Origin of the sequence: Halomonas sp. SIMBA_159, assembly GCF_046536035.1 — a bacterium.
Lineage (GTDB): Bacteria > Pseudomonadota > Gammaproteobacteria > Pseudomonadales > Halomonadaceae > Vreelandella > Vreelandella venusta_A.
Map to the genome: position 1 here is coordinate 1 of NZ_JAWJBT010000677.1, position 268 is coordinate 268.

Genomic DNA, 268 nt, shown 5'->3' on the forward strand with positions numbered 1-268 from the left:
GTGCAAATCACCATGATGGCCGTTGCTCTGAGCAGGGGTGAAAGGCTGACCTCCTTGCAAATGATCGGTTTTACACTTGCCCTGGCAGGGCTGGTGGTACTTTTGTTGCCCGGCGTATCAGCGCCTTCCTGGCCGGGAGCTGTTCTGATGCTGATGGCGGGAGTGGCCTGGGGAGCTTATACCCTGCGAGGCAAAGGTGCCGCAGATCCGCTCCAGACGACGGCAGGGAACTTTTTACGTGCTGTGCCATTTGGTCTGGCATGCTGGT

Annotated in this window: 1 pseudogene; it reads left to right on the forward strand. The window is 58.2% G+C overall.

The annotated features are described in order from the left end of the window. Positions 1 to 268: pseudogene (locus R0J87_RS20910) on the forward strand (EamA family transporter); the annotation flags it as partial.